This window comes from Nocardiopsis sp. NPDC007018, assembly GCF_040635075.1.
Lineage (GTDB): Bacteria > Actinomycetota > Actinomycetes > Streptosporangiales > Streptosporangiaceae > Nocardiopsis.
The window spans coordinates 1-23,183 of the sequence record NZ_JBEYHA010000069.1; the positions used below are offsets into that span (position 1 = coordinate 1).

The following is a 23,183-nucleotide window of genomic DNA, read 5'->3' on the forward strand; positions in this document are numbered from 1 at the left end:
GGGCCCGCCCGGGTTTGGCTGTCCGAGCGAAGTCGGCGCAGCGAGAGGCAGCCTGGTGGTCGCGAGCCCGGAATGATCCGCGGAACACGCCCTAGTCCAGCAGGTAGCCGGGGGGTACGGACCCGGTCAGCCACACGCCGTTCCCGCTGACGCCGAACGGGTGGCCGTCGGCGTGCATGCGGGCCGCGTCGACGGTGAGTACCACCGGCGCGCCCCGGCGCGCGCCGACGGCGCGTGCGGTACCCCGGTCCACCGACAGGTGCACGTGGTGGCGGTTCATCGGGCGCAGGCCCTCACGGCGGATCGCGGGCAGGAACCGCCCGACGGTCCCGTGGAAGAGGAGCCCCGGCGGGTCCACCGCCTCCAGCCCGAGATCCACCTCCACCGAGTGCCCCTGCTGGGCGCGCACGCGCGCACCGTCCGGGCTGAGGGCGAAGCGCCGTTTCTCGTTGGTCTCGACGATGCTCCGGAGGTCCTCGGGGGTGAGGCGGTGCCCGGCGCGGCGGCAGCCCGCGAGCAGGTCGCCGACGTCGGCCCAGCCCTGGGGGTCGAGGGCGATCCCCGCCCGGTCGGGGGCGTGGCGCAGGACCAGGGCCAGGAACCTGGACGCGCGCTGGAGTTCCTTCGTGTTCACGCCCCGATGATCCCCGAACTCCCGGACGGCCTCCAAGGGATTTTCCGCGCGGGACGCACCCTGGGCCCCGGCGGTTCGGGTCGGGTGCTGTTCGCGGTGTCGGATCGCGATCCCGGGGTACGCCGTCTCTTCGAGGAGGGCTTCGGGTGACGAACGCGTGGAGCGGTGTGTGGAGGGGTCGCGGCCCCGGCGGGGTCGAGGTGCGCAACGCGGTACCCGACGACCACGGACGCATCGTCGCCGTGTGCGACGACTGGTGGGGCAGACCTGTGGCCCACATCCTGCCGCGCCTGTTCCTCGACCACTTCCCCACCACGTCCCTGGTGGCGGAGGACGACGGGGGGATCGCGGGCTTCCTCGTGGGGTTCGCCAGCCCGGCGCACCGCGACCAGGCGTACGTGCACTTCGCCGGGGTGGCCCCGGAGCACCGGAGGTCGGGCCTGGGCCGTGAGCTGTACCGCCTGTTCACGGAGGCGGCCCGCGAGGACGGGCGTTCCCTGGTGCGGGCGGTCACGTCGGTGACGAACGAACGCTCGATCGCCTTCCACCGGTCCCTGGGCTTCGCCGTGACCGGGCCGTTCGACGACTACGACGGTCCGGGCGACCACCGGATGTGCTTCGCGCTGCGCCTGTAGGGGCGGGTGGCCGGAAGGCGCGGGGCTGGCTCAGGGGCCCGCGGTGCCCGTGCCGCCCCGGTGCCCGTGCCGCAGGGTGGCGGCCCCGGGAGCGGTGTCGCCCCGGTCGTCGTCCTCCGGCGTGCGGCGGCCCCTCTCGATCAGGTCCTTGACCATGCGCAGGGACTCCTCCTCGGTGAGCGCCGCCTCCTCCAGGGTCGCGTACAGCTGCACGTAGTCCTGGACCTGCGTGCCCTCGACGATCTCCAACGGTTTGGTGATGGTGCCGATGTAGACGTAGGAGTCGTCGAAGATCGTGAAGCCGCTGGGGGTGACCGGGTAGCGCGCCCACATCGGGATGACGGTGACGCTGATCCTGGGGTCCGAGGCGAGGTGGAGGAGGCGCTCGTACTGGGTCCGCATGAGGTCGGGGGTGCCGAAGGGGCGGCGGAGCGCGTACTCGGTGATGACGAAGCCGAAGGTCCGGCCCTCCTCGAACAGGACCTTCTGCCGCTCGGTGCGCAGGGCGACCCCTTCGGGGACCTGTTCCGGTGCGATGGGGGGGCTGTCGCGCAGCACCTCGGCGGCGTACGCGGGGGTCTGGAGCAGGCCGGGGAGAACCTCCATGTGGAAGCCCCGCCGTTTCAGGGCCTCCCGTTCCCGGTTGCGGATGTAGGTCTGGCGCGGCAGTTGTTGCTGTTCTTCGAGCCACTTCCAACTGCTGACGCCGATGTCGAGTTCGGTGAGTTCGGCGGCGAGGCGTTTCTTGGCGGCAGGGGAGGCCTGATAGGTGTCGAGGAGTCGCGCGAGGAGTTCGTGTGAGGGGCGGATGTGTCCGTTCTCGACGCGCGAGATGGTGGATTGGTCCGTGCCGGCCAGTTCCGCCGCCTCGCGGCCGCTCAGACTCATCGATCCGCGTAGGTTCCTCAGTTCCTGACCGAATTGCCCTTGGCGTTTCCTCCGGTACTCACTCACGAGTTCTGCCTGTTCTCCCTACGCGTCCCGGTGGGGGGCTCGTCTCCGTCCTGGGCGTAGCCGCCAGACGAGCCCCGCCCCTCCCTCGGGCACCGGTGGGTCACAGGCCCTGGATGATCTCCACGGGGACCTCGATGACCGTTTCGTGCTCCGGAGTGGGCATGGAGACAACCGTAGCGCCTTGCACGAGGAATGTCCCCCGGTCGGTGGCGAACACCTTCGGGCACCCTCCGTTTTCGCACCCTCGGATCTGCTTCACCTGCATGTCTCTCCCTTCCCAGGTGTCTGCTGATGACGATGCTTAGATAAGCATAGATTCTGTCCGTCTTCAATAGACTCCGACGTTTTTGCAGGTGGGTGCTGCCAATTCTATGATTCTTGTGTAAGCATCAAGCTCGCGTGTCATGATGTCTGAGTGGCTCAATTGGGGGGTGTTGCTTGAGCGTGGTCGTGCGGACACTGGTGCCCGGTGTGAACCTGGTGCGTCAGGTGCGCCGCTTCCTGGCCGAGGAACTGGGCCCCGGCAGCGAGGGGATGATCTGGCTCATGGCGGTGATGGCCCAGGAGATCCTTGACTCCGGCGGGGACCCCTGGCGGCTCAGCCTCGTGCGCATGGGTCGGCACGCGACGACGTCCGTGGACTACCGGCCGCCGATCTCCGCCGACGAGGCCTGGAAGCCCGTGTTGTCCGCCGGGGTGGTGGCCCTGCTGGGCGAGGTCAGCACGCAGTGGCAGCACACGGCGCGTGAACCCCGGGGGGTCATGACCGTGTGGGTGGAGCTGCGCCTGGGCGACCATCCCTCGGAGTGGGGGTGCCGGTGATCGGGGGGGGAGGGGTGAGGGCGCTTGGCGGGGTGGACGGGCCCTGTGCGGCGGGAGCGAGACGGGCGGCGCGGGGGCCGGGGCGGAGGAGGGCGGGTCCTCGCACCGCCAGGCGACCCGCTGCCCGACCTCACACTCCGTAGCGGCGGTGGGCCTCGCTGGCCTGGGCCATGCGCCGCAGCGCGGCGAGGAGCCGCTCGCCCAGGACGGTGCCGACCACCACGGTCCTGAGGACCTCGTCCAGGCCGTCGAGTCCGGTCAGGACCTCGTGGTCCTGCCTGGCGACGTCGTCGGCGGCGCGCGCGTAGCCGTCGACCCACCCCGAGCCGGTGTCGAGCCCGGCCTGGTGGAGAGCGGCGACCACCTGGGCCACCTCCTCTCGCAACGGCGAGTCCGGGTGGACGTACCAGCCGTGCCGTTCGGCGAGGGAGTCCACTTCCGCGAGTTCGGCGTCGGTGGGCTCGTTCTCCGTGGTGATGGGGTGGACGGCCTTGAGGGTGACCCCCATGAGGTCGTCGAGGTTGGGTTCCTCGGCGTCGATCACGGCGAGCACGTCCCGCGCGGCGGCCACCGAGAGGCCGCCGACCCCGGTGAGGGCGCTGACCAGGCGGAGCCGGTTCAGGTGGTCCTCGTCGTAACGGGCCTGGTTGGGGCTGGTGAGCTCGCCCCGGGGCAGGAGCCCCTCCCGCAGGTAGAACTTGATGCTCGGTACGGGTACCCCCGAGCGCTGGCTCAGTTCCGAGATGCGCATGCCGTCCCTTCGTGCGCAGGCGCCCTTGCGCCCGCGCTCCCCTTTATGGATAGTAGGAGTGTCTATAGCGGATAGTGGAACTATCTATTCAGGGAATCCTCTGTGCCTGCTCCCCTCCATCGGCCGCTCATGCTGGTCGTGTACCTGTGCGTCGCCCTCCTCGCCGTCAGCGCCGTCGGCCTCGTCCTGGACGACCGGCTCGTCAACAACGACCCGATCTGGCTGAAACCCGCCAAGTTCGCCGTGTCGATCATCGTCTACAACGCCACCCTCGCCTGGATGCTCACGCTGCTCACACGCGGCCGCCGGACCGCCTGGTGGTTGGGCACCGTGGTCGCCGCCACGACGGCGGGGGAGATGGCCCTGCTCGTCACCCAGGCCGCACGCGGCCGGATGAGCCACTTCAACAACGCGACCCCCCTCGACTCCGCGATCTACGCGGTCATGGGCGGGATGATCGCGACCCTGTGGGTGGCGTCGTTCGCGCTCGCGGTGGTGCTCATGCTCCAGCGGGTCCGGGAGCGCTCCACCACCTGGGCGCTGCGCGTGGGCATGGGCATCGCCCTCCTCGGCATGGCCGTGGGTCCCCTCATGACCAGCCCCACCCCCGCCCAGCTCGAAGGGCCCATGGACGTGATCGGGGCGCACACGGTGGGCCTGCCCGACGGCGGCCCCGGACTGCCCGTGCTCGGCTGGAGCACCGTCGGCGGCGACCTCAGGGTCGGCCACTTCGTCGGCATGCACGGCCTCCAGGTGATGATTCTGCTCGCGTTGGCGCTGGTCGCCCTCGGCGTCCGGTTCCCCCGGCTGCGTGACGACGACGTGCGCCTGCGCGTGTCGCTGGTGGTGGGCGCCGCCTACACCGGGCTCACGGCGCTGACCGTCTGGCAGGCCCTGAGAGGACAGTCGGTGGTCGCGCCCGACACCCTCACCCTCACGGCCGCCGGGGCGCTGGCGGCGCTCACCGCGCTGGGCCTGGCGTGGTCCGTGCGCGTATCATCCGGGCTATCGGAGAAGGGGCGGGAGTGCGACTCAAACTCGATCTGCACGACATCTACAACCGGGGCACCAGCATCGACCAGGCGCTGAACGCCATCATGGACGAGGCCGAACGCAAGCGGGCCAAGACCGTCGAGATCATCCCGGGCAAGGGGTCCGGACAGTTGAAGAAGCGGGTGTTGCGCTTCCTGGACCGCAAGGACGTCAAGGCCCGCTACCACCGGGTGGAGAAGGACTCGAAGAACTTCGGCCGACTGTTCGTCCACTTCAAGCACTGACTTCCGGAGGTCCGATGGGTGAGCGGCAGAAGTGCCTGTTCAGCGACCGGCTGGTCCTGGAACCCCTCGCGGAACGGCATGCCGATGCCGTGGTGGACCTGTTCGCCGACCCGGCCATGAGCTCCCTGTTGGGGGCGGATCTCTCCGATCCGCCCCTGGCTCGCCGGATGGTCGACAATCGGCTGGCCTACGACGGGCCACCGGCACTGGGGCACTGGGCCGTGCTGCTCGACGGTGACCTGGTCGGCCTCGCCCATCTGCGCCCCTCGGGGGAACTGCCCGGCGGGCTGCCGGAGATCGGCTGGTACCTGGCTGTCCGCCACGGAGGGCGAGGTCTGGCCACGGAAGCGGCTGGCACGCTGCTCCGCCATGGCCTTGACTCTCTCGGCCTGCACTCGGTCTGGGCGCTCATCCACATCGACAACGCGCCCAGCCTGCGCCTGGCCGCCCGACTGGGCTTCCTCCCTGTAGGCGAGGGGCACCACTACAACGGTCCCCACCGCGTCCATGTCGCCCTCCCTGGCCAGGCCTGAGCGCCTCCGAGGTCGCGAAGTGCGGCTTCGCGAGTATCGTGGCCGCCTGTTCATCCATTTTCGCCACTAGCGGTGTCCGTGGGGCGGACGGTTGTCGAGGTCACTTCCCGTAGTGGTACCTACAGGCGGCGATGAGGGTCTCATCCTCGACCAGCTTGTACACGAGCCGGTGCTCATCGGTGATGCGGCGCGACCAGTAGCTCTGGAAACCGTGTCGCAGCGGCTCCGGTTTTCCGATGCCCTCATTGCCGTTACGGGCGATGTCCTTGATCAGTGCGTTGATGCGCTTGAGGATCTTCCGGTCCTGGCTTTGCCACCAGACGTAGTCCTCCCAAGCGCTCTCCGCCCAGACGAGCCTCACTCGCTCAACTCCCGCTCGATCCCACGGCCCGACTCCAGTTCCTCGATCGCGGTCACCAGACGACGGGCGTTCTCGGGACTGCGCAGGAGATAGGCCGTCTCTTTGAGGGTCTCGTACTCCGACAGCGCCATCATCACCACGGGCTCCCGTCCCGCCCTGGTGATGACGACCTCCTCCCGGTCATCGATCACGGAGTCGAGGGTGGCGGCGTAGTTGGCACGGGACTCGGAGTAGGTCACGGTCTTCATGTCTCAGTCCTTCCTCGCACACGAACTTGACTCTATTGTACAAGAAGTTGTACGCATGGCGTAAGGTTGGCGATTCGTCGGCAGGTGGATCGCTGCAAGTACCCTGGCCGACTGTTCGTCCACGTCTGGTGCTCACACCCGGGTCGCCAGAAACCGCTCCAGTTCCTCCGCCTTGGGGGAGGTGGCGGGACCGCGCCGGGTGACGGCGAGGGCGGCGGCCGCGTTGGCCCGGCGGGCGGCCTCCAGCGGCGGTCGGCCCTCGGCCAGGGCGGCGGTGAACACCCCGACGTGCGCGTCGCCCGCGCCGTTGGTGTCCACCGCGTCCACCCGGAATCCCGGGACCCGCCGGGGCGCGTCGCCCCCGCACACCACCAGGCACCCCTCGGCGGAGTCGCGCAGCACCACCACACCACCGGGGGCCACCCGCCCGGCCAGCAGCGACACCGAGACCGACGGGTCCGTGACCCCGGTGACCTCGGCCGCCTCGACGGCGCTCAGACTGAGCACGTCCGTGCGGGAGAGCACCGCGTCGAGCGTCGCGGGCGGGATCGCGCCCACCACCGGCGCCGGGTCCACGACCAGCCGCACCCCCGAGGCAAGCGCACCGATCCAGGTGACGAGTTCGTCGGCGCGCTCCCCGGGCAGCAGCGAGTACCCCACGGTGTAGACGAAGTCGCCCGCCACCGGCCGCAGGGTGCGCAGGTCGGCCAGCGGCAGGTCGGTCTCGGCTCCCAGGTGAGTGACGAACGTACGCTCCGCGGAGGCGTCCACCAGGGCCACACAGAACCCGGTGTCGCGGGGCCGGGGCGGGTGCGCGACCACCACGCCCGCGTCGCGCAGCGCGGACCGCACCAGGTCGCCGTGCGGCCCCGTGCCGTGCGCACCTCCGTACACGACCTCCATGCCCGCGCGGCGGGCCGCGGCGATCACGTTGAAGCCGCCCCCCGCGACCGTGCGCGCGGTGTCGGCGAAGGCGCCGCCGCCCTGCTCGGGCAGCCGGTCGACGGTCATCACGACGTCGACGATCACCGGTCCCACGTGGTGCAGGCGTGCGGTCATGTCGGGTCCTCCCGGGTCGGTTCGGTCGTTGTCAAGACTTTGCCCCGCTCATCCCCGGCATGGCGACGCCCTGGAGCACACTCGTGTGGAGCCAAGACGGGAGGCACCATGCTCACCACCGACTACGTGATCGGTTCACCCTGTTGGGTCGAGCTGACCGCCGCCGACGTGGACCACGCGCTCGACTTCTACGGCCGGGTGTTCGGCTGGACCGCGGAGTCGGCCGGTCCGGACACCGGCGGCTACATGCTGATCCGGTACGAGGGTTCGATGATCGGCGGGCTCGGTCCGAGGATGACCGACGACCAGCCCATCACCTGGACGATCTACTACAACACCCCCGACCTGGACGCGACGTTCCGGCGGGCCCGCGAACTGGGCGCGACGCCGTACGTGGAGCCCATGGACGTCATGGGCCTGGGCAGGATGGCACACGTGGGCGACCCGCAGGGCGGGGCGGTCGCGCTCTGGGAGGCCGGGACCCTGCCGGGCATGGAACGCACCGACGATCCGAACACCCTCGTGTGGACGGAGCTGTGGACCCCCTCGGCCGAGGGCGCGAGGGAGTTCTACGGCGGCCTGTTCGGCTGGGAGTTCGCGGACTTCGAACTGCCGGGTTCCGCGGGCGTGTACGGCGTGGCCCGCCCGGCGGGCCTGGGCGACGACCGGGCCTTCGGCGGGATCATGGGCGTCGGCGCCGCGGACCTGGCCCGGACCCGAGGGGGCGCCGACTGGCATCCCGTCTTCCACGTCGTCGACTGCGACGCGACCGTCGACCGGATTCGCGGGGCCGGGGGCGAGATCAACATGGGGCCGGACGACGTTCCGGGGGTGGGGCGGCTGGCGGTGGCCGTCGACCCGGCCGGAGCCCTGTTCGTGCTGCTCACCCCGAACCCCGGGTAGGCCCGGTACGGGCGTCGGCGACCGGCCCGGGCGCTCGCCGACGAGCGCGTCGACACCCGGCACACGTGCCCGCGCTCCGCGGCCCCGCCCGAGTCGGCGTCGGGCGGGGCCGCCCCGCCCTACTGGCGTGAGACGGCCGAGGCACCGCCGCGCAGGACGAACTTCTGGATCTTGCCGGTGGCGGTCTTGGGCAACCGCTCCACGAACTCCACCTGGGTGGGGGCCTTGAAGTGCGCGAGGTGTTCGCGGGCGAAGGCGATGATCTCCGCTTCGGTGGCGGTGGCACCCTCACGCAGCACCACGGACGCGCGCGGAGTCTCCCCCCAGCGCTCGTGCGGGACCCCCACGATCGCCGCCTCCAGTACGGCCGGGTGCCGCAGCAGCACCCCCTCCACCTCGACGGACGAGATGTTCTCGCCGCCCGAGATGATGACGTCCTTGATCCGGTCCTGGATCTCCACGTAGCCGTCCGGGTGGGTGACGGCGGCGTCGCCGGTGCGGAACCAGCCGTCGCCCATGGCCAGCTCGGTGGCCTCGGGGTCGTTGTAGTAGCCCTTCATCACCACGTTGCCGCGCACGGTGATCTGCCCGACGGTCCTGCCGTCCCAGGGCACCTCGGCGCCGTCCGTGTCCACCACCCGCAGTTCTCCGGAGGTGATGAGCTCGACCCCCTGGCGGGCCTTGAGCGCGCCCCGTTCGCGCACGCCCAGGTCCCGGTGCTCGGGCCGGGGTTCGCACACCGTGATGAAGGGTGTGGTCTCCGTCAGGCCGTAGACGTGGGTGACGGTCCAGCCGAAGTCCTCCTCCAGCCGTTCGATGGTCTCGGCGGCCGGGGAGGCCCCGGCGGTGACCACGTGCACTCCGGGCGGGACGGAGCCGCGCACCGCCTCGGGAGTGTTGGAGAGCATGATGAGCACCGTGGGAGCGGCGCACAGCCAGGTGACCTCCTCCGACCGGATCAGCTCGAACACCCGTGCCGGGTCCATGGCGGGCAGGCACACGTGGGTGCCCCCTGCCGCCGTGACCGTCCAGGTGTAGGTCCAGCCGTTGGCATGGAACATCGGGAGGGTCCACAGGTACCGCTCGCCGAGGCCGATCCGCAGGTGCAGCAGCGTCCCCACCGAGTTCAGGTACGCGTTCCGGTGGGTGATCATCACCCCCTTGGGGCGCGCGGTCGTCCCCGACGTGTAATTGATGGTGAGCAAGTCCGATTCCGCGATCTCCGGGCGGTCGAAGTCGGCGGAGGAGGCCGCGAGCAGGGACTCGTAGTCCTCCCAGCCGTCGCGGGCGCCCTCCAGGGCGACGAACCTCTCCACGCCGGGCATGCGGTCGCGGACGCCGTCGACGGCGTCGAGCTGGTCGGCGTGCACGCACAGCACCCGGGCGCCGGAGTGGTTGACGATGTACACGAAGTCGTCCGCGGTGAGCCGGAAGTTGACCGGGACCAGGACCGCGCCCAGCTGCGGGACCGCGTAGAACGACTCCAGCTGGGCGTGGGTGTTGGGTGCGATGTAGGCGACCCGGTCGCCCTTCCCGACCCCCATGGACCGGAGCGCGGACGACCAGCGGTCGCAGCGGTCGAGGAACTGTTCGTAGGTGAACCGGAGGCCGCGGTCGACCACTGCCTCGCGGTGGGGGTGCAGCCTGCGGGTCCGGCGGGCGAACTCCAGGGGTGTCAGGGCGAGTTCCATCGTTCCCTCTCTGTGTGGTGCCGCCCGGTGTCGGGCGCCGGTGCGGGGTCGTCTGGGCGGGCACGGAGGCCGAACAGCGCGGCGGCGTTGTCGTGCAGGACCCCGCGCAGCCAGTCGTCGCCCAGGTCCAGGCCGGTCAGGGCCCGGAGCTGGTCGAGGTAGCGGTAGGGGATGTTCGGGAAGTCGGAGCCCAGGAGCACGCGGTGGCCGAGCGCGCGCAGGCGGGGCAGTTCGGCGCGGGGGAAGGGCGAGCGCCGCTCGGTGAAGGGGGTGAACGCCATGGTGGTGTCCAGGTGGACGCGGTCGTACCGTTCGGCCAGATCGAGGAAGGCCGTGTACTCGGGCGCGCCGGCGTGAGCGATGACGGCGGTCAGGCGCGGGTGCTCGCGCAGCACCTCTTCGAAGGGGCCGGGGCCGGTGAAGTTCCCGGGTTCGGGCCCGGAGCCGCAGTGCACCACCACGGGGGTTCCCGAGTCGGCGAGGGCGCCCCACACCTCCGACAGCAGCGGGTCGCGGGGATCGTAGCCGCCGACCTGGAGATGGGCCTTGAAGACGCGGGCACCGGAGCCGATCGCCTCGGCCACGTAGCCGCCCGCCCCGGGCTCGGGGTGGAAGGTGGCGCTGCGCAGGGCGTCGGGGTGCCGGTCGGCGTAGTCGGCCGACCAGGCGTTCAGCCAGGTGGCCATGTCCGGTCGGTGCGGGTAGGACAGCGCGGTGTGGGCCCGGACCCCGAACCCGCGTAGGAGGGCGACCCGCTCGGTCTGGTCGACGCGGTAGCGGGGGTTGATCGGCCAGACCCCCTCGCCGAGGGCGTCGAAGTAGGCCCACACCTTGCGCAGCACGTTGGGGGGCATGAAGTGCGTGTGCACGTCCACGAGGCCGGGGAGTCCGAGCGCGCCCCAGATCCGGCGGACCCCGGTGTCCTCGCCGCCCTCGGGGGCGGATGAGATTCCAGTCACATCCGTCAGCCTACGACCGATCCGGGCCGCGCTCGGGGCCGGGGCGGGGTCAGGCGCCGCTGATCGACGCCGCGCCCACGAGCACGGCGATCGGGAACTGCTGTTCGTCCCACGCCTCCGTGGGGCACGACGCGCTGACCACCAGTTCGGCGTCGTCCACCCACAGCACGCCCATGCGGGCCGTGCGGTGCTCGTCGGGCGTGTCGAAGGTGACCTGCCGGGTCTCGAACTCGTGGGTCCGGCCCGAGTCGGCGACGATCCGGTAGGGGTCGGCGGGGACGTCGACCGGCGTGCTCCCCGCCCGCTCGGCCACGTTCTCCACCAGGGCGTCGAGGGTCCCGCCGGGCTCGAATCCGTCCCTGCGGGCCTGGTCGGTGCCGGTGGTCTGGCTGAACACGACGTCGCATCCGGTGCCGTCCTGGGTGGCCTGGTGCAGGTTCATGTCGGCGCGGTACTGGATCTCCCAGCCCGTGGCGAACGTGGGGGCCGACCAGTCGGGGGCCGCTCCCGAGGGGGAGGACGCGGCGTCGGGTGAGGGCGGGCCCTCGGGGGCGCGGTCGTCGGGCGACGCGGAGGGACGGTCGTCGGAGGGGGAGGCGGACACCGGGGAGACGCCGGGGTCACGCGGCTCGTCGGGGCCGCCGGGCAGCAGGCCGCAGCCGGTCAGGAACAGTCCCGCGCCGAGCGTCGCGAGGAGGAGCAGCGGCGGGGAGGTGGGTCGCTGGTTCTTCATACCCGTTGGGACCGCGCCCGGGCGGGCGCGGTTACTGAGTAGAAGTACTCACGCGGAGCCCGCGCCGGGGTGGGGGAGCCCGGTGCCCGTCACCGGAGCGCGGGCGCCCGGAGGTACTCCGGCCGCCCGGTGCGGCGCCCCCGCCGGGGTCACAGGGTGAGCAGGAGGACGCCGGTCACGACCACGGCGGAGGCGGCGATCCGGACGGGCCCCACCCGTTCCTTGAAGAACACCAGGCCGATCAGTGCCGCGAAGACGATGCTGGTCTCGCGCAGGGCCGCGATTCCGGCGACCGCCCCGGACAGCTGGGCCCACAGGACCAGGCCGTAGGCGCCCGCGCTCACCGCGCCGCCGATCAGGCCGACCTTCCAGATCGGCTTCAGCTGGTCGGCCAGTCTTCCCCGCCGGGTGGCCAGCGCCACCAGGAAGAACACCGGGCCCTGGAGCATCATGATCCAGGCGATGTAGCCGAGCGGATTCTCCGTGAGGCGCACGCCGTAGGCGTCCACCACGGTGTAGGAGGCGATCGCGAGCCCGGTCGCGAAGGCGGCCAGCAGCGCGGGCGCGTGGTGGCGCCGGGGCAGCCCGCCCGCGAACACCAGGATCATCAGCCCGGCCGAGATGACCAGGACGCCGACGAGTTCCCTGAGGGGGAGCGCCTCGCCGAGCAGGACCGCGCCGATGAGGGCCACCACCCAGGGCGCGGTGCCCCGGGCCAGGGGGTAGACCTGCCCGAAGTCACCGGTCCGGTAGGACACCATCAACAGGGTCAGGTAGACCAGGTGGGTGGCCAGGGAGCCCATGAGGACCGGCCAGGCCTCGGGCGGAGGCATCCCGACCACGAACAGCAGCGGGAGGGTCGCGAACATCCCGCCCAGGCCGATCAGCGCGAAGCCGAGCAGGCGGTCGGTGATCGCGTGCGCGATCGCGTTCCACGCCGCGTGCAGGAGCGCCGCCACCAGCACCGCGACGACGATAGGTGTGGTCATTGGATGTCTCGCAGAAGGGGTCGGGGACCCCGCAAGGCTAGCCGTCGGCCCCTGCGCCGCCCCCGACCGCCCCCGCCGTGGGCCCCGCGTCGTCCGCCCGCGTGGACCTGGTCTCCCGGTAGGGCGTGTGATCAGGGGTGGTGGCGGTCCCGGGCGTTGGCGGGCGCGATCCGGTTGTTGCGCAGGTGCTCGTAGACGATCGACGCCCGCACGTCGGCCACCTCCGGGCGTTCGGTCAGCTTGTCCACCACGAAGGCGTAGAGGCTGTTGTTGTCCGGCAGGGCCACGTGCACCAGGAAGTCCTCGTTGCCGGAGGTGACGAAGACCGACAGGGTGTCGGGCAGGGCGCGGACCCAGTCGCGGAAGGCCTCGATGTTGTGGCGCGAGGGCTTCACGACGCTCACGGTGATGAGCGCCTGGACGGGGCGGCCGATGAGTTCGAGGTCGACGTCCAGCAGTGAGCCGCGAATCACACCCCTTTCTCGCAGCGCGCGGGTGCGATCCAGGGTCGTGGTGGGCGACGCGCCCACCGCCGCGGCCACGTCGCGGTTGGTCTTTCGTGCGTCTGACTGGAGTTCGGCCAGGATCGCCGTATCTAGTTCGTCGAGATCAGCCATAACCAGAGTTTACCCGTACTTAATACGGGTGTTTGTATTTGACTCCGGAGCATGCGTAACATCTGAGCGAAAAGGTCGTATTTGGCTCGCCGGGGAGTGATCCTTCCCGGACGGCAGTGTCGCCCGCCGGTCGGCCCAGCACCGGTGCAACGCCGCACCACCGCAACACAAGGGACGTCCGTCACCGTGAGACCTTCCTCCGCCGTGGCCGTCGCCGACCGACCGTCGGTACGCCCCAGGGCCCGGGGCCGTGTCCTGGCCCTGCTCGCCATCGTCTGCGCGGCGCTCAACCTGCGCCTCGTGGTCACCTCCCTCTCGCCTCTGCTGACCACCGTCGGCGAGGAGTTCGGGTTCACCGCCACCGTCGTGGGTGTCTTCGGCACCCTGCCGCTGGTGGCCTTCGCCGTGTTCGGGCTGGTCACCCCGGCCATCATGCGCCGTCTGGGCCCCGAGGCCACGGCCGCCCTGAGCATGCTGCTCGCCGGAGCGGGCCAGGTCATGCGCGCCTTCGCTCCCGACACCGCGGCCCTGCTCCTGCTCACCGGGATCGCCCTCACCGGCGCCGCACTGGGCAACGTCGTCCTGCCGCCGTTGATCAAGCAGTACTTCCCGGACCGGCTCGCCGCGCTGAGCACCGTGCAGATGGTCGCCATCCACCTGGGCGCCCTCTTCCCGCCCCTGGTCGCGATCCCCCTGGCGGAGGTCGCCGGTTGGCGTGTGGCGCTGGGGGCGTGGTCCTTCCTGGCCCTGGTCGCCGCGCTCCTGTGGGTCGTCCAGTGGCGGCGGCCCGGTGGCGAGCCGAACGCCGCCGTGTCCTCCGCGGGCCCCGGACTGGCCCGGCCGATCTGGCGCGTGGGCATGGCCTGGCGGATGGCGCTGCTGTTCGGGATGGTCACCTGGAACGTCTTCACGCTGTTCACCTGGCTTCCCGCCCTGCTCGACGACGCGGGCCACAGCCCCGCCCTCGCCGGGAGTCTGGTCTCCCTGATGGTCGGCGTCAGCCTGCTGTTCGGCCTGGTCGCGCCGATCGTCACCCTGCGCGCGGCCAACACCTTCCCGATCGTCGCGCTCGGGCTGTTCGGCTACGGCGTCGGTTACCTGGGTGTAGCCGCGGCCCCCGCGTACGCCGTGCTGTGGGTGCTCTTCCTCGGCCTGGGCACCAGTCTGTTCGTGGTCACCATGACCATGATCAACGCCCGCAGCTCCACTCCGCAGGGAGCCGCCGCCCTCTCCGGGTTCGTGCAGGGGGCGGGCAGCGGCATCGCCCTGGGCGGCCCGCTGCTGTTCGGCCTGTTCTACGAGCTGACCGGCGGGTGGACCCTCTCGTACGCGGTGATCGCGGGCGGTTCGTTGGCGGTGGCCCTGGTCGTGGCCTACGTCGAGCGCACCCCGTGGACGATCGAGGCGGCCGCCCAGCGGCGCCGCCCGGTCCGGTCGTCCGACCTTCCCGTCGTCGGTTCGTGAAGGGGGCGGCCGATAGTGGCCAATGGGTCGGATATGCGCCTTTCGTGTGGACTAGGGGTCGCCAATGCCACAACGGGCGCATAATGTCGGTCTGAGCAACCCCACCCCCGAAAGACCCTCCTTCGTGATCCCCGCCCACCCCTCCTGACGCCCACGACCCGCGCGAGACCGCGACGGGGGCGCTTGGGGGCAACCCTCGGAGCCGGGCCTCGGGGCACTCCCGGGAGCACCGGGCATCACGACGGGTGGTCGGACACCATGACGATCGATCGGCGGGCCCTCCTCCCGCCCCCGGGGCCTCCCCCGGTACCGGACCCCGCACCGGACTCGCGCCCCCCGCCGGGGGCCGCCGCCCCTACGCGACGGGCGCGCCGGAGCCGCGTCGGAGCCGCCTCCCTCCTGCGTAACCAGGACTTCCAGGTCCTCTGGTCGAGCCGCTTCCTCGCCGGACTGGGCAAGGAGAGCGGTGAGGTCGCCTACCCCCTGCTCATGCTGACGCTCGCCGGTTCCGCCGCCGGAGCGGGGCTGGTCGGCGCGGCCCAGGTGGCCACCACCATGGTGGCGGCGGTCGTCGGCGGCTCCCTCGCGGACCGGGTCAACCGCCGCGCCGTGCTGCTGGTCTGCGACCTCGGCCGCCTGATCCTGCTCGTCTCCTTCGCGGCGACCCTCATGAGCGGCCACGTCACGGTGCCGATGGTGATCGGTGTGGCGGTGGTGAGCTCGGCGTTGATGGGAGTCTCGAACCCGGTTGCCATGGCCGCGACCAAACAGTTGGTGCCGTCGTCGCAGATGGCTGGCGCGGCGGCGCAGAACCAGATTCGCTTCTTCACCACGACCGCGCTCGGCGCGCCCGTGGCCGGCTTCCTCTTCGGTCTGGGGCGCGCCTTCCCGTTCCTGACCGAGGCCGCCCTCTACCTGGTGTCGATGGTGCTGGTGCTGCGCGTCCGACGCCCGATGCAGGCCCACCGGGGCCGGGGCGAGCGGATGGGTCCGCGCGGTGCGGTGCTGGGGTTCGCGCTGCTGTCCCGGCACCCGATCCTGCGGCCGATGCTCTCGTGGATCGTCTGCTTCAATCTCGCGTTCACGCAGACAGGGGCGTTCCTGGCGCTGATCGCGACCGCCGACGAACGGGGCGCCTCCCACGTCGTGGTCGGGCTCACCGTCTCGCTCGCGGGCACGGGCGGGCTGGTCGGCGCGCTGGCGTCAGGGGTGGTCGTGCGCGTGGTGCGACCCAGCGCGATCCTCTTCTTCACCGCGTGGTCGGCGCCGGTGTGCGCGCTCGCCCTCCTGGTGGCGCCAGGCGTGTTGAGCCTCGGGTTGATCATGGGGCTGGTGTTCGCCGCCGTGCCGTGTGTGAACGCGGTGTTCTACAGCTACGTCGCCACGTCGGTCCCCGACCGCTACCAGGGCCGGGCGCTGGGGGCGGTGACCTTCATGTCGCTGCTCTCCCAGCCGGTCGGGATCGTCGCGGTCGGGCTGCTGTTCGACCTGGCCGGGCCCACGCTCGTGTTCCTGATGATGGCGGTGGTGTCGGCGCTGGCCGCCCTGTTCACCCTGGGACCCACCATGCGCCACCTGCCCCGTCCCGAGGAGATCGCGCAGCGCTGACCCCGGTGCGCGGGCCCGCTCCGGGGCGTGGTGCTCTGCCGGGACCCGCGTCAGGCCCACGCCGGAGCCCGAACCGGGACCCGCGCCGGAGCCCGAATCGGGGCCGCGCCGACAGACGGCGCGGCCCCGCCCGGGCCCGGGCCCGGCCTTCGGGGATCAGCCGGTGACCGGCATCGCCATCACCGGCTCCGAGGTGGGCTGCTCCGAGCCGCCCTCGGGCTCCACCGTCACCGCGACTCCCTCGGTGCCCTCGTCCGGGGTCGCCAGGATCGGCAGCACGAACCCGGCGCCGTCCACGGAGAGCACACCCGCCGAGTACACGCTGCCGTCCCCCCTGGTCAGCCAGAGCTGGTAGTCCGCGTCGCGCAGGTCCTCAAGACCGTGCGCGCTGAACACCAGGTCGCCCAGGGTCTCCGAATGCACCACGGAGACGCTCACCCCCTCCATCGGTTCGGCGCTGGTGGAGACCGCGTCCGGAGCCGAGATCACCGCCGCGATCCGCTGTTCGTTGGCCCGCAGCTGGTCCACCTGGCGGCCCTGTTCGACCACGACCGCGCCCAACGCGATGACGGCGGCCACACACGCGGCCAGTGCCAGGCCCAGCACCCACGGCCAGGCACGGCGCCGGGGTTCGGGGAGGCGTTCGGGCGCGGGAGCCAGCTGCCGGGTACGGGAGACCTCCTCCAGCACCCGGTCCCGCAGCCCGTCCGGCGGGGTCCGGGCGGCGGCCGAGGCGAGCAGTGCCGAGGTCTCGGTGAAGCCCCGGACCTCCTGGACACAGGAGTCACAGTCGGCCAGGTGGTCCTCGAACCGGACGCTCTCACCGGGGGAGAGGGCGTTGAACGCGTAGGCGCCCGTCAGTGTGTGCAGGTCCTGCCCCATCGTGCCTCTCACCACTCCACCCCCAGGCAGTCCCTGAGCCTGATCAGCCCGTCACGCATCCTGGTCTTGACGGTTCCCAACGGCGCCGACAGCAGCCTGGCCACCTCGCGGTAGGAGTACCCGCCGTAGAAGGCCAGGCGCACCGACTGCCCCTGGAGTTCGGTGAGCGTGTCCAGACATCGGCGCACGCGTTCTCGTTCGAGCCGGTTGGTGGCCTCCTCCTCCACCTCGTCGTAGGGGCGACGGGTGTCGGCGGCGGCCGCCCGTGCCTCACGGTCGCTGCTGGCCTGTTCGGAGCGCACCCGGTCCACCGCCCTGCGGTGGGCCAGGGTCATCACCCAGGCCTGGGGGCTGCCCCGCCGCGCGTCGTAGCGGCAGGCGCTGCGCCACACCTCGACCAGTACCTCCTGCGTGACCTCCTCCGACTGGGCCGGGTCGCGCAGGACGCGGCGTACCAGACCGTACACGGTGGGGCTGATCAGGTCGTAGGCCCGGCCGAAGGCCCGCTCGTCTCCGCGTGCCACGAGGGGGAGCAGTTCCTCCAGCCGGGGCGGATCGGCGTCGTGGACCGCGTCGCGCGGTACGGCTGCTGCCCTGTCCATCCGGACCCTTCTCGTCTGGGTGACGCGTTGCTTCGTTCTCTCAGCGGGCTGAACGGCGGGGCCCCCGCCACCGCCGCGTACACCCCATGATCCCCGGGCGTTGTGGCGGTCCCCCGGACGGGGGACCGCCGGGAGGGTGGCCGGTCCGATCCCCGGAGCCGGACCGGCTACGCCGTGGCGCGCCCTCTCATCAGGAGGGCATCAGGACGGTGTCGACGATGTAGACGGTCGCGTTGGAGGTCTGCACGTTGCCGCAGACCACCTTGGAGTCACCGTTGACCGTGAAGTCCTCACCGGAGCCGGCGGAGGTCACGTCTTCACCCTGGAGAGAGGTGAACGTGCCGTCAGCGAGGGCTTCCGGAGCCTGGCGGCCCTCGACCACGTGGTAGGTGAGCACCTCGGTGAGCTGGTCCTTGTCGTCCAGGAGGGCGTTGAGGTCCTCCTCGGGGATCTTGTCGAAGGCGTCGTTGGTGGGCGCGAACACGGTGATGTCCTCGGCGGAGTTGAGCGTGTCGACCAGGTCGGCCTCTCCGACCGCCGTGACCAGGGTGGACAGCAGCGGGTTGTTGGACGCCGCCGTGGCGACCGGGTCCTGTGCCATGCCCTCGAAGCTGCCGTCGCCGTCCGCGGGGACCTCGGCGCAGCCCGGGCCGAAGTTCTCACCGGCGGTCGCGGTGTCCCCGTCGGTGTTCTCGTCCATGCCGGTGCCCTCGGTCTCCTCGGCGGTACCGGCGTCCGTGTTCTCGGCGTCGGAGTCGTCCATGCCGCCGCAGGCGGAGAGGCCGAAGGCGAGCGCGGCGGCCGCGGCGGTGGCGGCGAGCGTGTTCTTGCGGGTGGTGGTGCGGATCATGGTTCTCTCCCTGTTCGGTGACTGCGTTCTGGTTCTGGTGTGTCCGTGCTGCGTGTGGTCGGTGGTGTACGTGTGGTTGGTGTGAGGTCTGGTGGGGGCAGGGCCCGCGAGGGCAGCGTCGGCCTCAGGTGGCCGTGAACCGGATGCGGTGCCAGCCGGTGGCGCCGTCCGGAACCGGGTCCACCCGCTCGGAGGGCTGGGTGAAGCCGGTCGCGTCGGTGGCGCGCACCTCGACCGCGTGGCCGCCGGGTTCCACGGTGGTCTCCGCGACCCACTGGACCCAGGTGTCGATCCCGGGGACCCGCGCGAGCTCGGCCTCCCACCACTCACCGCCGTCCAGCCGCACCTCCACCCCGGCCACCCCGCGGTGCTGGGCCCAGGCGACCCCGGCCAGCGCCACCTCCCCGGAGGCGACCCGGCCGAGCGGAGCGGGCACGTCGATCCGCGACATGGTCTTGATCGGTGCCCGCACGCCCCACCCGCGCTGCGCCCAGTAGGCCCGCTCGTCCGCGAAACGGGTGAGCTTGATGTCGGTGACCCACTTGGTGGCGCTCACGAATCCGTAGAGGCCGGGGACGACGAGGCGGGCGGGGAACCCGTGCTCCGGGGGGAGCGGTCGACCGCCCATGCCCACCGCCAGCAGGGCGTCGCGGCCGTCCAGCACCGTCTCGGTGGGCGTGCCGCAGGTCCAGCCGTCATCGGAGGTGCTGAGGATCTGGTCGGCGTCCGCGTGCACCCCGGCCTCCCGCAGCAGGTCGGCGAGGGGGAAACCCAGCCAGCGGGTGTTGCCGACGAGGTCGCCGCCCACCTGGTTGGACACGCACGACAGCGTGACGTCCGCCTCGACCAGGTCACGGGAGAGCAGTTCGGCCATCGTGATCTCGAACGGGCGGTCGACCCTGCCGTGCACGCGCAGCGTCCACCGAGAGGGGTCGATCCGGGGAACGGCCAGGGCGGTGTCGATCCGGTAGAAGTCCGTGGCGGGGGTGGTGAAGGGGGTCAGCCCGGGGACACCGAGGTCGACCCCGGAGGGCAGGTCCGGCAGGGGGTCGGCGGGTGAGGGCAGGGCCAGCCGCGCGGAGGGGTCCGCTCCACCGATCAGCGACGGCGCCCAGCGGCCGAGGGCTCCGGCGGTCCCGGAGGCGGCCAGGACCCCGGCCGTGGTGAGCACGAACCTCCGGCGGCCCGGACCCCGGCCCCCTCCGGGTGTCGCCGTCGTGGGGTCGGAGGCGACACCGTCCGCGTCCCCGTCCCCGGCCTCGTCCCCTGACGGGCCAGCGTCCGTCAGTGTCCTCGCGTCCGCAGACGAGCCCGCGTCACCGGGCTCGGCACCGTTGACCCGGATGTCCTCGTCCGCCGGGGTGTTCCCGTCTACCGCGGTGCTTCCGCCCACCGGGGTGTCCCCGCCCACCGGCGCGTGCCGGGGTCCGGTCGTGCGCACCCCCGCGCCGCGCAGCAGTACCGCGAGGGCGACTGCGCCCGCCGCCGCGCCGACGACCACGGCGACCGCGGCCCCCGGGTCGTCGGCGCGACGCAGGCCCACGGCGACGAGCCCCAGCGCCGTGAACACCCCCAGCCCCACGTACCCCGCCACGGGGCGGCGTGAAGCCACGACACCCAGCGTCGCCCCGGACAGGGCCAGGACGACCAGCACCCCGGTGACCAGCACGGCCTTGTCGGCCGTGCCGAAGAGTGCGATCGCCCAGGACGTGAGGAACCGGGGGCTGTGGTCGACGAGCGCGTCGCCGACCGTGACCACCGGGGACGTCGCCCCGAGGAGCCCGGCGGCGAGTGCGCCGAACCCGAGCGCCGAGGCGACGACGGTCAGTCCGAGGGCCGCCCCGGCGCCCCGGCTCGTCCCGTCACGTGGCGGGGTCGGTTCCCCGCGTGTCCTGGTGGTCACATGGGGTATTCGGGGCCCACAGGGAAGCGGATGGGTGGGTGGCGGAACTTTTTTCGCGGCTTTCGGAAACGGCCGGTCGGTGCCGCTTGCCGACCCGGGCCCGGGCCCGCCGCGCCCACGGGGTTCAGGACGGGATGAGCAGCATGTCCACCACGTGCACGGTGGCGTTGGCGGTACGCACGTCCGCGCACACCACCGGCGCGTAGTCGTCCACGACGTACTCCCCCGTCGATCCGGAGGTACGCACCTGGCCGCCGCTGAGGGAGTCGAACACGCCCGCGCCCAGATCGGCGCCGCCGACCGCATCCGCGACGACGTGGTAGTTGAGCAGGTACGCCAGGCCGTCCCGGTCCCGCATGAGGTCGTCCATCTCCCCGTCCGGGTACATGTCGAAGGCCTCGTTGGTGGGGGCGAACACGGTCACGCCCACCGCCGTGTCCAGGTCCTCCCCGAGCCCGGCGCGCTCCAGTGCCTCCGCCAGGCGGCCCAGGACGGGGCTGTCCGCTATGGCGGTCGTGAAGGTCTGGTCGGCCATCGCGTCGAGGCTGCCCGCGCCCCTCGAGGGGAAGTCCGAACAGCCGGGACCGAAGGGTTCGGCCGTGTCCCCGCCGGCGGCCGCTCCCCCCTCCCCGGACTCCCGGACCACCTCGCGGGCGGCCCCGTCGCCGGTGTCCCCTCCGGAGCCGCAGGCCCCCAGCGCGAGTGCGAGTGCCACGGCGGTCGTGGCCACCGCGAGAGTGGTTCCGCGCATGCGTCTCTCCTTCGGACGATGTCCTTCCGTCACCGGTATACGAAGCTACGTGTCGGTGGATCGTCGGGCGGTCCTCGACTCACCACGGACCGCGAGCGGGCGGTTTCATCCGCCGTTCCACGACCGAAGAATCCCCCATAGGGGTCACCCCTGGCCAGGGCGGTCGACGTCGGGCCTACGCGGACGCAGTGGTCGGTTCGACCCCGCGAGTGCAGGAGGATATTGCCCGTACGTCTCCTCAACGATCGGAGTTCCCCCACATGGCGCGGAAGACGCCCCTCACCGTGGTCGCGCTCATGGTCTCGGGCAGCCTCCTGCTCAGCGGCTGTACCCCCGTGTCCGACTGGTGGTCACAGACCTTCGGCGACGCGTCGGGCCCGCCGGAGGTGAGGGAGGAATTCCCCTACGTCCGCGAGGGCCGCATCTTCCAGGACACCGGTCAGGACGCCGAGATGCGCTTCTCGATCACCGGCCTGGAGCGCACCGACGACTACACGGTCATGCACTACGAGGTCACCTACCTGGACGACTTCGCCGGTCCCAACCGGAACCTGAGCATGGCGCACACGCTGGTCGACCCCCTGACCGGTCGCGTGTACCGGCAGTTCCTCGACGAGGGGGGACTCAAGTACGGTTCCGAGAGCCCCAACGAGGACGGTCTGTACCCGGTGCACGACGGGGTCACCAACGAGTACACCCGGTACTTCCCCAGGATTCCGGACGAGGTGGCCCAGGTGACCTTCGTCGGCAGCGGCCTCGGCGCCATGACCGGCATTCCCGTCCAGGACGTGGACGAGGAGAGGGCGGACCCCGAGAACCCGAACGGGCCGGACCACCTCAGCCTCGACAACCCGCCCGGGCGCGGTGAGAACCTCACCTTCGCCAACCGGCGCCCCGACGAGGACGCGGTCGCGGACGAGGGGTGGGTGCAGAGCTTCGTGGACTCCGAGATCGCCTCGACCACCCGTGACGGCGACCGCGAGATCATCTCGCTGCACTCCGACGTGATGTTCGAGTTCGACCGGTCGGACCTCACCGAGACCGCCGCCGACGTCGTGCGGCGCGCCGCGACCACCCTCGCGAACAACGTCGACCCGGACGACCCCACCATCACCGTGATCGGGCACACCGACGGCATCGGCGACGCCTCCTACAACGACAACCTGTCGGTGGAGCGCGCGGAGACCGTCCGCGACCTCCTGGCGGAGGAGCTCGGCACCGACTACAGGCTGGAGGTCGAGGGCCGGGGCAAGCGCGAGCCGATCGCGCGGGAGGGAGGCCCGGACGACGAGGAGGCGCGGGCGCGCAACCGCCGTGTGGAGTTCTCGTACGTGTTCAACCCGACGGTGGAGGCCACGGAGGACGAGGAGTACGACGACGACGGCCTGGGCGTCGCGCAGCGCAACGTCACCTGGCCCGCGCCGTACAGCGACGACCCGGGTTCGGTGGTCGCCGAGGGGGAGAAGGACGGTATCCGTCTGGAGGTCTACCCGCTGCGGCGGGACGGCGCGTACGTCATCGGCACGGTGGCGATGACCAACACCACGGACCGGCCGCTGGCCCCCGAACTCGGCGGTTCCGAGACGGTGGCGGGCGGACCCGAGCAGTTCAACAAGGGCACCCTGGGCGGGTTCCAGCTGTTCGAGCCGGACAACGGCCTGGTGCGGTACGTGGCGCAGATGGACTTCGGCGAGGGGCGCTACAGCAGCTTCGCCGAGGAGGTGCACGTGATCCAGCCGGGCAACACCCACGAGCTGGTGGCGGTGTACCCGGCTCCGCCGGTGGACGTAGAGGAACTGACCCTGCGGGCGGGCCCGTTCGGTGAGTTCGAGGAGATCCCGGTCGACTACTGACCGGTGAACCGGGAGGGGTCGGGATCAGCGGCACGAAGGTCTTCTCCGCCTTGACCTGCACGATCCCCGACGCGATGAAGATCGGCGCGGAGGGCGGGGAGGAC

The 23,183-nt window shown here is 71.5% G+C and carries 27 protein-coding genes; 10 read left to right on the forward strand and 17 right to left on the reverse strand.

Annotated elements, in window-relative coordinates; genetic code table 11:
• Positions 1 to 91: 91 nt before the first annotated feature.
• Positions 92 to 634: an RNA 2'-phosphotransferase gene (locus ABZ635_RS24680; RefSeq protein WP_357769285.1), complete on the reverse strand. Its 543-nt coding sequence runs from the start codon at positions 632 to 634 to the stop codon at positions 92 to 94.
• Positions 635 to 640: 6 nt separating this feature from the next.
• On the opposite strand from ABZ635_RS24680, the gene ABZ635_RS24685 reads away from it, so the two are divergent.
• Positions 641 to 784 carry a hypothetical protein gene (locus ABZ635_RS24685; protein ID WP_357769287.1) on the forward strand — a complete coding sequence of 48 codons (144 nt, stop codon included), beginning with the start codon at positions 641 to 643 and terminating at the stop codon, positions 782 to 784.
• Positions 781 to 1,269 carry a GNAT family N-acetyltransferase gene (locus tag ABZ635_RS24690; protein WP_357769289.1) on the forward strand — a complete coding sequence of 163 codons (489 nt, stop codon included), beginning with the start codon at positions 781 to 783 and terminating at the stop codon, positions 1,267 to 1,269. Before ABZ635_RS24685 ends, ABZ635_RS24690 begins: the two co-directional genes overlap by 4 nt.
• Positions 1,270 to 1,299: 30 nt before the next feature.
• On the opposite strand, the gene ABZ635_RS24695 is transcribed toward ABZ635_RS24690, so the two are convergent.
• Positions 1,300 to 2,223: a Scr1 family TA system antitoxin-like transcriptional regulator gene (locus ABZ635_RS24695; RefSeq protein WP_357769290.1), complete on the reverse strand. Its 924-nt coding sequence runs from the start codon at positions 2,221 to 2,223 to the stop codon at positions 1,300 to 1,302.
• Between the two features lie 100 nt (positions 2,224 to 2,323).
• A complete protein-coding gene (locus tag ABZ635_RS24700; RefSeq protein WP_357769292.1) occupies positions 2,324 to 2,488 on the reverse strand; it encodes a hypothetical protein in 165 nt (54 codons plus the stop codon).
• Between the two features lie 173 nt (positions 2,489 to 2,661).
• Between ABZ635_RS24700 and ABZ635_RS24705 the strand changes: the two genes are divergently transcribed.
• Entirely contained in the window at positions 2,662 to 3,045 is a 384-nt protein-coding gene (locus ABZ635_RS24705) for a hypothetical protein (protein WP_357769294.1), read from the forward strand.
• A gap of 130 nt (positions 3,046 to 3,175) precedes the next feature.
• Here the strand turns inward: ABZ635_RS24705 and ABZ635_RS24710 are convergent, their stop codons facing one another.
• Positions 3,176 to 3,796: a MerR family transcriptional regulator gene (locus tag ABZ635_RS24710; RefSeq protein ID WP_357769295.1), complete on the reverse strand. Its 621-nt coding sequence runs from the start codon at positions 3,794 to 3,796 to the stop codon at positions 3,176 to 3,178.
• A gap of 102 nt (positions 3,797 to 3,898) precedes the next feature.
• Here ABZ635_RS24710 and ABZ635_RS24715 point away from each other — a divergent pair, with 102 nt between their 5' ends.
• The 3 genes from ABZ635_RS24715 to ABZ635_RS24725 are packed head-to-tail and all read left to right on the forward strand — an operon-like array spanning position 3,899 to position 5,606.
• Complete coding sequence (locus ABZ635_RS24715; RefSeq protein WP_357769297.1) at positions 3,899 to 4,885, forward strand: hypothetical protein; 987 nt, start codon at positions 3,899 to 3,901, stop codon at positions 4,883 to 4,885.
• On the forward strand, positions 4,822 to 5,073 hold the full coding sequence (locus tag ABZ635_RS24720) for a Smr/MutS family protein (RefSeq protein ID WP_357769299.1): 252 nt from the start codon (positions 4,822 to 4,824) through the stop codon (positions 5,071 to 5,073). The genes ABZ635_RS24715 and ABZ635_RS24720 overlap by 64 nt, the downstream gene beginning before the upstream one ends.
• Positions 5,074 to 5,087: 14 nt before the next feature.
• Positions 5,088 to 5,606: a GNAT family N-acetyltransferase gene (locus tag ABZ635_RS24725; RefSeq protein WP_357769301.1), complete on the forward strand. Its 519-nt coding sequence runs from the start codon at positions 5,088 to 5,090 to the stop codon at positions 5,604 to 5,606.
• Between the two features lie 100 nt (positions 5,607 to 5,706).
• Here ABZ635_RS24725 and ABZ635_RS24730 read toward each other — a convergent pair whose 3' ends face one another.
• The 3 genes from ABZ635_RS24730 to ABZ635_RS24740 all read right to left on the reverse strand — a co-directional run bounded on the left by ABZ635_RS24730 (position 5,707) and on the right by ABZ635_RS24740 (position 7,274).
• Positions 5,707 to 5,967 carry a Txe/YoeB family addiction module toxin gene (locus ABZ635_RS24730; protein WP_357769303.1) on the reverse strand — a complete coding sequence of 87 codons (261 nt, stop codon included), beginning with the start codon at positions 5,965 to 5,967 and terminating at the stop codon, positions 5,707 to 5,709.
• On the reverse strand, positions 5,964 to 6,215 hold the full coding sequence (locus ABZ635_RS24735) for a type II toxin-antitoxin system prevent-host-death family antitoxin (protein WP_357769305.1): 252 nt from the start codon (positions 6,213 to 6,215) through the stop codon (positions 5,964 to 5,966). The genes ABZ635_RS24730 and ABZ635_RS24735 overlap by 4 nt, the downstream gene beginning before the upstream one ends.
• A gap of 132 nt (positions 6,216 to 6,347) precedes the next feature.
• Entirely contained in the window at positions 6,348 to 7,274 is a 927-nt protein-coding gene (locus tag ABZ635_RS24740) for a PfkB family carbohydrate kinase (RefSeq protein ID WP_357769306.1), read from the reverse strand.
• A gap of 108 nt (positions 7,275 to 7,382) precedes the next feature.
• On the opposite strand from ABZ635_RS24740, the gene ABZ635_RS24745 reads away from it, so the two are divergent.
• Positions 7,383 to 8,177, forward strand: a complete 795-nt coding sequence (locus ABZ635_RS24745; protein ID WP_357769308.1) for a VOC family protein — start codon at positions 7,383 to 7,385, stop codon at positions 8,175 to 8,177.
• A gap of 119 nt (positions 8,178 to 8,296) precedes the next feature.
• On the opposite strand, the gene ABZ635_RS24750 is transcribed toward ABZ635_RS24745, so the two are convergent.
• From ABZ635_RS24750 to ABZ635_RS24770, 5 genes are all read right to left on the reverse strand, one after another.
• A complete protein-coding gene (locus ABZ635_RS24750) occupies positions 8,297 to 9,868 on the reverse strand; it encodes a long-chain-fatty-acid--CoA ligase (RefSeq protein WP_357769309.1) in 1,572 nt (523 codons plus the stop codon).
• On the reverse strand, positions 9,853 to 10,827 hold the full coding sequence (locus ABZ635_RS24755) for an amidohydrolase family protein (RefSeq protein ID WP_357769311.1): 975 nt from the start codon (positions 10,825 to 10,827) through the stop codon (positions 9,853 to 9,855). Before ABZ635_RS24755 ends, ABZ635_RS24750 begins: the two co-directional genes overlap by 16 nt.
• 49 nt (positions 10,828 to 10,876) lie before the next feature.
• On the reverse strand, positions 10,877 to 11,560 hold the full coding sequence (locus ABZ635_RS24760) for a hypothetical protein (protein WP_357769313.1): 684 nt from the start codon (positions 11,558 to 11,560) through the stop codon (positions 10,877 to 10,879).
• 149 nt (positions 11,561 to 11,709) lie between these two features.
• The gene (locus ABZ635_RS24765) at positions 11,710 to 12,549 is read right to left on the reverse strand and encodes a DMT family transporter (protein ID WP_357769314.1); all 840 of its coding nucleotides are present in this window, start codon (positions 12,547 to 12,549) and stop codon (positions 11,710 to 11,712) included.
• Positions 12,550 to 12,680: 131 nt separating this feature from the next.
• Positions 12,681 to 13,166 carry an Lrp/AsnC family transcriptional regulator gene (locus ABZ635_RS24770; protein WP_357769316.1) on the reverse strand — a complete coding sequence of 162 codons (486 nt, stop codon included), beginning with the start codon at positions 13,164 to 13,166 and terminating at the stop codon, positions 12,681 to 12,683.
• A gap of 186 nt (positions 13,167 to 13,352) precedes the next feature.
• On the opposite strand from ABZ635_RS24770, the gene ABZ635_RS24775 reads away from it, so the two are divergent.
• Positions 13,353 to 14,630, forward strand: coding sequence for an MFS transporter (locus tag ABZ635_RS24775; protein ID WP_357769317.1), 1,278 nt, complete (start codon positions 13,353 to 13,355; stop codon positions 14,628 to 14,630).
• Positions 14,631 to 14,888: 258 nt separating this feature from the next.
• Positions 14,889 to 16,238 (forward strand): MFS transporter, encoded by a 1,350-nt coding sequence (locus ABZ635_RS24780; RefSeq protein WP_357769319.1) that lies wholly within the window; start codon positions 14,889 to 14,891, stop codon positions 16,236 to 16,238.
• Between the two features lie 156 nt (positions 16,239 to 16,394).
• On the opposite strand, the gene ABZ635_RS24785 is transcribed toward ABZ635_RS24780, so the two are convergent.
• The 5 genes from ABZ635_RS24785 to ABZ635_RS24805 form a co-directional block, all read right to left on the reverse strand.
• Positions 16,395 to 17,120, reverse strand: coding sequence for an anti-sigma factor (locus ABZ635_RS24785; RefSeq protein ID WP_357769328.1), 726 nt, complete (start codon positions 17,118 to 17,120; stop codon positions 16,395 to 16,397).
• A gap of 8 nt (positions 17,121 to 17,128) precedes the next feature.
• The gene (gene sigK, locus ABZ635_RS24790; RefSeq protein ID WP_357769321.1) at positions 17,129 to 17,722 is read right to left on the reverse strand and encodes an ECF RNA polymerase sigma factor SigK; all 594 of its coding nucleotides are present in this window, start codon (positions 17,720 to 17,722) and stop codon (positions 17,129 to 17,131) included.
• A 190-nt stretch (positions 17,723 to 17,912) separates the two neighbouring features.
• A complete protein-coding gene (locus tag ABZ635_RS24795; RefSeq protein WP_357769322.1) occupies positions 17,913 to 18,572 on the reverse strand; it encodes a fasciclin domain-containing protein in 660 nt (219 codons plus the stop codon).
• 124 nt (positions 18,573 to 18,696) lie between these two features.
• Positions 18,697 to 20,484 carry a molybdopterin-dependent oxidoreductase gene (locus ABZ635_RS24800; protein ID WP_357769329.1) on the reverse strand — a complete coding sequence of 596 codons (1,788 nt, stop codon included), beginning with the start codon at positions 20,482 to 20,484 and terminating at the stop codon, positions 18,697 to 18,699.
• A 115-nt stretch (positions 20,485 to 20,599) separates the two neighbouring features.
• Positions 20,600 to 21,226: a fasciclin domain-containing protein gene (locus ABZ635_RS24805; RefSeq protein WP_357769324.1), complete on the reverse strand. Its 627-nt coding sequence runs from the start codon at positions 21,224 to 21,226 to the stop codon at positions 20,600 to 20,602.
• Positions 21,227 to 21,486: 260 nt separating this feature from the next.
• On the opposite strand from ABZ635_RS24805, the gene ABZ635_RS24810 reads away from it, so the two are divergent.
• Entirely contained in the window at positions 21,487 to 23,079 is a 1,593-nt protein-coding gene (locus tag ABZ635_RS24810; protein ID WP_357769326.1) for an OmpA family protein, read from the forward strand.
• Positions 23,080 to 23,183 lie beyond the last annotated feature (104 nt).

What these genes read in the sequence shown, in the direction of transcription:
- ABZ635_RS24805 (WP_357769324.1), bottom strand. Translation starts at nt 21,226, where the DNA reads ATGCGCGGAACCACTCTCGCGGTGGCCACGACCGCCGTGGCACTCGCA.
- ABZ635_RS24750 (WP_357769309.1), bottom strand. Translation starts at nt 9,868, where the DNA reads ATGGAACTCGCCCTGACACCCCTGGAGTTCGCCCGCCGGACCCGCAGG.
- ABZ635_RS24735 (WP_357769305.1), bottom strand. Translation starts at nt 6,215, where the DNA reads ATGAAGACCGTGACCTACTCCGAGTCCCGTGCCAACTACGCCGCCACC.
- ABZ635_RS24745 (WP_357769308.1), top strand. Translation starts at nt 7,383, where the DNA reads ATGCTCACCACCGACTACGTGATCGGTTCACCCTGTTGGGTCGAGCTG.
- ABZ635_RS24685 (WP_357769287.1), top strand. Translation starts at nt 641, where the DNA reads ATGATCCCCGAACTCCCGGACGGCCTCCAAGGGATTTTCCGCGCGGGA.
- ABZ635_RS24760 (WP_357769313.1), bottom strand. Translation starts at nt 11,560, where the DNA reads ATGAAGAACCAGCGACCCACCTCCCCGCCGCTGCTCCTCCTCGCGACG.
- ABZ635_RS24770 (WP_357769316.1), bottom strand. Translation starts at nt 13,166, where the DNA reads ATGGCTGATCTCGACGAACTAGATACGGCGATCCTGGCCGAACTCCAG.
- ABZ635_RS24710 (WP_357769295.1), bottom strand. Translation starts at nt 3,796, where the DNA reads ATGCGCATCTCGGAACTGAGCCAGCGCTCGGGGGTACCCGTACCGAGC.
- ABZ635_RS24725 (WP_357769301.1), top strand. Translation starts at nt 5,088, where the DNA reads ATGGGTGAGCGGCAGAAGTGCCTGTTCAGCGACCGGCTGGTCCTGGAA.
- ABZ635_RS24810 (WP_357769326.1), top strand. Translation starts at nt 21,487, where the DNA reads ATGGCGCGGAAGACGCCCCTCACCGTGGTCGCGCTCATGGTCTCGGGC.
- ABZ635_RS24780 (WP_357769319.1), top strand. Translation starts at nt 14,889, where the DNA reads ATGACGATCGATCGGCGGGCCCTCCTCCCGCCCCCGGGGCCTCCCCCG.
- ABZ635_RS24785 (WP_357769328.1), bottom strand. Translation starts at nt 17,120, where the DNA reads ATGGGGCAGGACCTGCACACACTGACGGGCGCCTACGCGTTCAACGCC.
- ABZ635_RS24765 (WP_357769314.1), bottom strand. Translation starts at nt 12,549, where the DNA reads ATGACCACACCTATCGTCGTCGCGGTGCTGGTGGCGGCGCTCCTGCAC.
- ABZ635_RS24795 (WP_357769322.1), bottom strand. Translation starts at nt 18,572, where the DNA reads ATGATCCGCACCACCACCCGCAAGAACACGCTCGCCGCCACCGCCGCG.
- ABZ635_RS24740 (WP_357769306.1), bottom strand. Translation starts at nt 7,274, where the DNA reads ATGACCGCACGCCTGCACCACGTGGGACCGGTGATCGTCGACGTCGTG.
- ABZ635_RS24700 (WP_357769292.1), bottom strand. Translation starts at nt 2,488, where the DNA reads ATGCAGGTGAAGCAGATCCGAGGGTGCGAAAACGGAGGGTGCCCGAAG.
- sigK (WP_357769321.1), bottom strand. Translation starts at nt 17,722, where the DNA reads ATGGACAGGGCAGCAGCCGTACCGCGCGACGCGGTCCACGACGCCGAT.